We start from the raw sequence: 8,431 nt of genomic DNA on the forward strand, positions 1-8,431 counted from the left end.
ACACCGCGACCGCCGTGCTGGTCCCCGCGCTGCGCAAGGACCGGCAGGAGGCGCCGGCGCTGCTTGCCGCCGTCGCCGCGCTGTTCGCGCACGGCGGTGACGTGGACTGGCGGACGCTGTTCACCGGAACCGGGGCACGTCCCGTGGAGCTGCCGACGTACGCCTTCCAGCGGCGGCGGTTCTGGCCCTCGGCCGCGCAGCGCGCCGGTGACCTGGCCGCCGCCGGGCTCGGGGCGGCCGGCCACCCGCTGCTCGGCGCCGCCGTCGCCCTAGCGGGCGGCGGGACGGTCCTCACCGGACGGCTCTCGCTGCGGTCCCACCCCTGGCTGCGCGACCACGCCGTCCTGGGCGCGCTGGTCTTCCCCGGCACCGGCTGGGCGGAACTGGCGCTGCGGGCAGGCGCCGAGGTCGGCTGCGACAGGATCGAGGACCTGACGCTCGCCGTGCCGCTCGTGATACCGGAGCAGGGCACCGTCCGCCTCCAGGTCACCGTCGGCGTCGCGGACGCGTCGGGCCGGCGCACCGTCGAGGTGCACGCGCGCCCGGACGAGACCCCCGACGACACGCCCTGGACCCTGCACGCCGACGGTGTCCTCGCACCGGTCAACGGCGAGCCGGGCTTCGACCTCGCCCAGTGGCCCCCGGCGGGCGCCGAGGCCCGGCCCGTCGACGACGCGTACGCGCGGCTGGCGGTGACGGGGCTGGCGTACGGCCCTGTCTTCCAGGGGCTGCGGGCGGTGTGGCGGCGCGGCGACGAGGTGTTCGCCGAGGTCGCCCTGCCGGAGGAGCACGAGACGCTCGCCGGCCGGTGCGCGGTCCATCCCGCGCTGCTGGACTCCGCCCTGCACGCCGTCCTGTTCGGTCCCCTCGGTGACACGGGCGGCGCCGGGCGGCTGCCGTTCGCCTGGAACGGGCTGTCGCTGTACGCCTCCGGTGCGCGCGCCCTGCGCGTACGGATCGCCCCGGCGGGCGACGACGCGGTCACCCTCCAGCTGGCCGACCCGGCCGGAGGTGCGGTCGCCGCCGCCGAGGCCCTCGCCCTGCGCGAGGTCCCGTCCGACCTGACGGCCGCGCAGGCCTCGACGGTCCCGTCCGGCACGTACCGCATCGAGTGGACCCCGGTACCGCTCGCTGCCCGGACCACCGACGAGGACACCGCGCCGACCGCGGGCGCCACGGTCGTCCTCACGGACTACGTCGGCGAGGACGACGAGGGGACCACCGCCACCCCGGCCGGCGCATTCGCGGCCCGCACCTGGTCCGAGCTGACGCGGGCCGTCCACGACGGCGACCCCGTGCCCCGCACGGTGCTGCTGCCCTGGACGCGGCCCGCGGCGACCGACCCGGCCGGGCCCGCCGCCGGCGCCGCCCACGCGGTCACCTCCGACGCGCTGGCCTTCGTACAGGATTGGCTCGCGGCCGACGAGTTCGCCGACACCCGGCTCGTCGTCGTCACCCGGGGCGCGGTCGCGGCCGACGTACGGGCCGAGCCCGATCCGGCGCTGGCCGCCCTGTGGGGCCTGGTACGCGCCGCCCGGACCGAGAACCCCGGCCGCCTCGCCCTGGCCGACCTGGACGGCACACCCGAGTCCCGTGACGCGTTCGCCGCCCTCCTCGCCGGGCCCGGCGCCGTGAACGAGGAGACCGAACTCGCCCTGCGCGAAGGCGCTGTGCTCGCCCCTCGGCTCGTCGCGGAGTCCCTGACCGCACTCGCCTCCACCGGCACCGGCACCGGCGCGGACGCGGGCCCGAGCGCCGTCCCCGACCCGAACGCCGCCGGCACAGCGGACTCCGCCGGAACGACGGACGCCTCCCGCACCCCCGTTCGCCTGGCCGACGGCACCGTCCTCGTCACCGGCGGCACCGGTGGCCTGGGCGCGCTCGTCGCCCGGCGCCTGGTCACCGGGCACGGCGTGCGCCACCTGCTCCTGGTCGGCCGGCGCGGCCCCGACGCGCCCGGCGCCGCCGAACTCGCCGCGGAACTGACCGGACTGGGCGCCGAGGTGACCGTCGTCGCCTGTGACGTGGCCGACCGCGCGGCGCTGGAGGCGCTGCTCGCGGCGATCCCCGAGGACCGGCCGCTGACCGGCGTCGTCCACACGGCAGGCGTACTCGACGACGGTGTGCTGGCCTCACTCACCGAAGAGCGGCTGCGGACGGTGCTGCGTCCCAAAGCGGACGCCGCCGACCACCTCGACGCGCTCACCCGCGACCGGGACCTGGCCGCGTTCGTGCTGTTCTCCTCGGTCTCCGGCACGTTCGGCGGCGCCGGGCAGGCCAACTACGCTGCCGCGAACGCCTATCTGGACGCCGTCGCCGTACGCCGTCGCGCGCTCGGGCTGCCCGCCGTGTCGCTCGCCTGGGGACCGTGGGCGCCCGGCGCGGGCATGACCGGCGAGCTGAGCGAGGGCGATCTGCGCCGCATGGCACGCGGCGGGGTCCGGCCGCTCGCCGCCGACCACGGCCTCGCCGTCCTGGACGCGGTGCTGCGGCACGCCCCGGGCGCGCTGCTCCTGCCCGTCGGCCTGGACTTCCGCACCCTGCGCGAACGGCCCGACGTGCCGGCGCTGCTGCGCGGCCTGGTGCGCGGCCCGGCCCGGCGTGCCGCGCACACCGGCGGGCACGGCGCGGGCGGCGGCGAGCTGCGGGCCCGGCTGGCGGCCCTGCCCGCCGCGGAGCGCGAGCCGTACCTGCTGGAGCTGGTCTGCGACCTGGTGGCGCAGGTGCTCGGCCACGCGTCGGCCGCCGACGTGACGCCCGGGCAGGCGTTCAAGGCGCTCGGCTTCGACTCCCTGACCTCCGTGGAACTGCGCAACCGCGTCAACGCGGCCACCGGGCTGCGGCTGCCCGCCACCCTCGTCTTCGACCACCCGTCGCCCGCCGCGCTCGCCCGGCACCTGCTGACCGCGCTCACCGACGACGCGACCGGGCCGCGCGGCGACGCCCCGCCCGCCTGGCGGGGCGTACACGACGACCCGGTCGTCATCGTCGGCATGGCGTGCCGCTACCCCGGCGGAGTCGAGTCCCCCGAGGACCTGTGGCGGCTCGTCACCGAGGGCGGCGACGCCATCGGCGACTTCCCGACCGACCGCGGCTGGGACCTGGACGCCCTCTACGACCCCGAGCCCGGCCGGCCCGGCAAGACCTACGTCCGCCGCGGCGGCTTCCTCTACGACGCCGCGTCCTTCGACGCCCAACTGTTCGGGATCGCCCCGCGCGAGGCGCTCGCCATGGACCCGCAGCAGCGGTTGCTGCTCGAGGTGTCCTGGGAGGTGTTCGAGCGGGCCGGGATCGACCCGACGGCGCTGCGCGGCAGCCGCACCGGTGTGTTCGCCGGTGTCATGGGGCAGGACTACCACTCCTGCCTGCGCGAGGGTGAGCACGACTCCGACGGCTACCTGCTGACCGGCAACACCAGCAGCGTCCACTCCGGCCGCATCGCCTACACCTTCGGCCTGGAGGGCCCGGCGATGACCGTCGACACCGCCTGCTCCTCCTCCCTGGTCACCCTGCACCTGGCCGCGCAGTCGCTGCGGGCCGGGGAGTGCGACCTCGCGCTCACATGCGGTGTGATGGTGATGTCCACACCGGACACGTTCGTCGACTTCAGCCAGCAGCGGGGCCTCGCCTCCGACGGGCGCTGCAAGTCCTTCGGCGCCGGAGCCGACGGCACCGCCTGGTCCGAGGGCATCGGCATGCTGGTGCTGGAGCGGCTGCCCGACGCCCGCCGCAACGGGCACCGCGTCCTCGCCGTCGTCGCCGGTTCGGCGGTCAACCAGGACGGCGCGTCGAACGGTCTGACGGCGCCCAACGGCCCCTCGCAGGAGCGGGTCATCCGGCAGGCCCTCGCCGGTGCCGGGCTCACCTCCGCCGACGTGGACGCCGTCGAGGCGCACGGCACCGGCACCCCGCTCGGCGACCCCATCGAGGCACAGGGCCTCCTGGCCACCTACGGCCAGGACCGCGAACAGCCCCTGTTCCTCGGTTCGTTGAAGTCGAACATCGGCCACACCCAGGCCGCCGCCGGTGTGGGCGGTGTGATCAAGATGGTGATGGCGATGCGGCACGGCCTGCTGCCGCGCACCCTGCACGCCGACGAGCCGTCCCCCTTCATCGACTGGACCGCCGGCGACATCGCCCTGCTCACCGAGAACGTCGAGTGGCCGCGCCCCGAGAACCGCCCCCGGCGGGCCGGCGTGTCGTCCTTCGGCATCAGCGGCACCAACGCCCACGTCATCATCGAGCAGGCCCCCGACGAGGCGGCCGACGAACAGCGCGTGGACGCGGGCGAGTTGCCGGTGACGCCCGTGCTGCTGTCCGCAGCCACCGAGGAGGCCCTGCGCGGCCAGGCCGAACGGCTGTGGGCCCGCGTCGACGGCGACACCGGCCTACGCCTTGCCGACCTGGGCCTGTCCGCCACGCGCCGCCCCTGGCTGGAGCACCGCGCGGCGGTCCTCGCCGCCGACCGCGACGAACTGCTGCACGGCCTGCGCGCGCTCGCCGCCGGCGCGCACCACCCCGGCCTCCTCCTCGGCATCCCCGGCCGCTCCGGCCGCCGGGTCGCGTTCCTGTTCGCCGGCCAGGGCTCCCAGCGGCTCGGCATGGGCCGGGCGTTGTACGAGACGTTCCCGGTCTTCGCCGAGGCCCTCGACGCGGTCGACGCGGAGCTCCACTTCGATCTCAAGACCGTCGTCTTCGGGGACGACGAAGAGATCCTGAACCGCACCGAGTACGCCCAGCCCGCCCTGTTCGCCCTGGAAGTCGCCCTGTTCCGGCTCGTGGAGTCCTGGGGCGTACGGCCCGACGTGCTCGCCGGGCACTCCATCGGCGAGATCGCCGCCGCGCACGCGGCCGGAGTCTGGTCCCTCGCCGACGCCTGCCGCCTCGTCGCGGCGCGCGGCCGGCTGATGCAGGCCCTCCCGGCTGGCGGCGCCATGGCCGCCGTCGAGGCGTCCGAGGACGAGGTGCTGCCGCTGCCCGGCGACACCGTGGGCATCGCCGCGGTCAACGGCCCGCGGTCGGTGGTGCTGTCCGGCGCGGCCGGGGCCGTCGAGGAGATCGCCGCCCACCTGCGCGCCCAGGGGCGCCGCGTGACCGCGCTGCGCGTCAGCCACGCCTTCCACTCCCCGCTGATGGAACCCGTCCTCGACGAGTTCCGCGCCGTGGCCGAGAGCCTCACCTGCGCCGAGCCGCGCATCCCGATCGTGTCCACGCTGACCGGCGAGCCCGCAACCGCCGCGGAGCTGATGTCGGCCGAGCACTGGGTGGAGCACGTACGGCGCCCCGTCCGCTTCGCCGACGCCGTGCGCAGGCTGGACGAGCAGGGCGCGGGCCGGTTCCTGGAGCTGGGCCCCGACGGCACGCTCACCGCGCTCGCCCAAGGCTGCCTGGACGGCGGCGGCCACGTGCTGACGCCCCTGCTGCGCAAGGACCGCCCGGAACCGGCGAGCCTGCTCGCGGCCCTCACCGAACTGCGCCTGCACGGCGGGCAGGTGGACTGGGACGCCGTCTTCGCGCCCACCGGCGCGACCGTCGTCGACCTGCCCACCTACGCCTTCGCCCACGAGCGGTACTGGCCCGAGGGCGCCAGGCTCGGCGGCCGGACCGACACGGGCTCCGACGACCGCGCCGACTCGGTGTTCTGGACCGCCGTGGAACACGGCGACGCCCGCGCGCTGGCCGACTCCCTCGGCGTGGCAGAGGACGCGCTCGACGCGCTGCTGCCCGCCCTGAAGAACTGGTGGCACGGCCGGCAGGAGCAGTCCCGCGTCGACGACTGGCTGTACGGCGCCGGCTGGAAACCCCTCGGCGCGGTCTCCGGCAGCGCCCTGCCCGGCCGCTGGCCGGCGGTCCTGCCCGCCGGGACGCACGACGCCCCGTTCGTCCGAGCCGTCCTGGACGGCCTCGCCGCGAACGGCGCCGAGCCGGTCCCGGTGACCTGGGAACCCGGCACCGGGCGCGCCAGGTTGGCGGCACGGCTGACCGAGGCCGCCGGGGACGAGCCGGTCGCGGGCGTCCTGTCCTTCCTCGCCCTCGCCGACCGGCAGCCCGAGGGCACCGGAGCCGGTGAGGACACCGACGCACGTGAGGACACCGGAGCAGACACGCCGAGCACCACCGACGCCGGACACGACCCCCTCCCCGCCGCCCCCGCCGCCACCGCCGTCCTGCTCCAGGCCTGGGGCGACACCGGCATCGCCGCCCCAGTGTGGGCGCTGACCACCGGCGCCGTCTCGGTCAACCGGTCCGACCGGGCTCCCGATCCCGCGCAGGGCGCCGTCTGGGGACTCGGCCGGGTCGCGGCGCTGGAGCAACCAGACCGCTGGGGCGGCCTGATCGACCTGCCCCCGGTGGTCGACCGGCGCGCCGTGGGCCGACTGGCCGGCGTGCTCGCGGGCCGCGCCGGGGAGGACCAGGTGGCGATCCGGGCGACCGGCGTGTTCGGACGCCGTCTCACCCGCACGGCCCCCGGCAGCCTCGGCGCGGGCTGGCGCCCCTCGGGCACTGTGCTGATCACCGGCGGCACCGGCGCGCTCGGCGCCCGGGTCGCCCGCTGGGCCGCCGCCCGCGGCGCCGAGCACCTCGTCCTGGTCAGTCGGCGCGGACTCGACGCCCCCGGCGCGCCGGAACTGCGCGACGAACTGACCTCACGCGGCGCCCGCGTGACGGTCGCCGCCTGCGACGCCGCCGACCGCGACGCGCTCGCCGCGCTGCTCGGCAGGCATCCCGTGGACGCGGTCGTGCACACCGCGGGCCTGCTCGACGACGGACTGATCGAGACGCTCACCCCGGAGCGGTTCGCCGCGGTGCTGCGCGCCAAGGCGGTCGCCGCCCGTCACCTCGACGAGCTGACCCGGGACCGGGAGCTGTCGGCGTTCGTGCTGTTCTCGTCGTTCGCCGGCGCCATCGGCTCACCGGGCCAGGGCAACTATGCCGCCGCGAACGCCTACCTGGACGCCCTCGCCGAACGGCGCCGGGCGGCCGGACTGCCCGCCGCCTCCGTGGCCTGGGGCCCGTGGGCGGAGGACGGCATGGCCGCAGGCGGCGGCATCGAGGAGTACCTGCGCCGCCGCGGTCTGACCGGCCTCGACCCGGACCTGGCGCTGGTGGCGATGGAACGGCTCGCCGCCGGCCAGGACCCGGCCGCGGTCGTGGCCCGCGTCGACTGGTCCCGGTTCGCGCCCGCGTTCGCGGCGGGCCGGACCACCGCCCTGCTGGCCGGTGTCCCCGAGGCGGAGGCCGCCCTGCGGGACGCCGCGTCCGGCGCCGACGCCGACGCGCTGCGCGGGCGGCTCGCCCGGCTGGACGCCGCCGCACGCTCCGCCGCGCTCGTCGAGCTGGTGCGGGAGCAGGCGGCCGTGGTCCTCGGCCACGCCCGCAGCGATGCGGTCGAGCCGGTCCGCGCCTTCCGCGAGGCGGGCTTCGACTCCCTGACCGCCGTCGAGCTGCGCAACCGGCTCGCCGCGGCGACCGGGCTGCACCTGCCCGCCACCCTGGTGTTCGACTACCCGGCGCCGGCCGACGTCGCCCGGTACCTGGACGCCGAACTCGCCGGACCGGGCGGCGCGGGCGCAGCGAGCGGAGTCGTCGCCGAACTGGACCGTCTGACCGAGACCTTGGTCGCCGAGGCCGACGCCGCGGGCCGGACCGGCGGCGAGGCCCACCAGGAGATCACCGCCAGGCTGCGGCATCTGCTGACGGTGTGGACCGGCGCCGACCCCCTCGCCGATCCCTTCACGGACGACGGCACGGACGGCGCGGACACCGCACTGGACACGGCGACGGACGACGAGATGTTCGACCTGATCGACAAGGAACTCGGGATCTCCTGACCCCGGCCCGAGCGACGGCACCGTTCACGGCTTTGGCGAGGAAGTGGAGCACGATGGCGAGTAATGAAGACAAGCTGCGGGACTACCTGAAAAGGGTGACGGCGGACCTCCGCCAGACTCGCAAGCGCCTTCATGACGCCGAGGCGAGCCGTCACGAGCCCGTCGCGGTCGTCGGCCTCGGCTGCCGCTTCCCAGGCGGCGCGGACAGCCCCGAGGTGTTCTGGCGCCTGCTCGCCGAGGGACGCGACACCGTCGCCGACTTCCCCGCCGACCGAGGCTGGGACCTCGATGGCGTCCTCGACCCCGCGGGCGGCACCGGCACCACGTACGCCCGCCAGGGCGCGTTCCTCTACGACGCGCCGCTGTTCGACTCGACGTTCTTCGACATCTCCCCGCGCGAGGCGATGACCATGGACCCCCAGCAGCGGCTGCTGCTGGAGACCTCCTGGGAGGCGCTGGAGCGCTCCGGGATCGAGCCGGGCGCCCTGCGCGGCAGCCGCACCGGCGTCTTCATGGGCACCAACGGCCAGGACTACCTCGCCCTGATGCTGAGCCGGCCCGAGGAGTCCGACGGCCGGCTGACCACCGGCATCACCGCC

The 8,431-nt window shown here is 76.3% G+C and carries 1 protein-coding gene and 1 pseudogene; both read left to right on the forward strand.

The window, feature by feature from the left end; all coding sequences use genetic code 11:
• Positions 1 to 14: 14 nt before the first annotated feature.
• Positions 15 to 7,832: pseudogene (locus tag AC5WRT_RS38435) on the forward strand (type I polyketide synthase); the annotation flags it as partial.
• 53 nt (positions 7,833 to 7,885) lie between these two features.
• Positions 7,886 to 8,431, forward strand: a 546-nt coding sequence (locus AC5WRT_RS38440; RefSeq protein WP_496098837.1) for a beta-ketoacyl synthase N-terminal-like domain-containing protein, incomplete at its 3' end; no start/stop codon positions are given.

This window comes from Streptomyces sp. NTD91 (assembly GCF_059510455.1).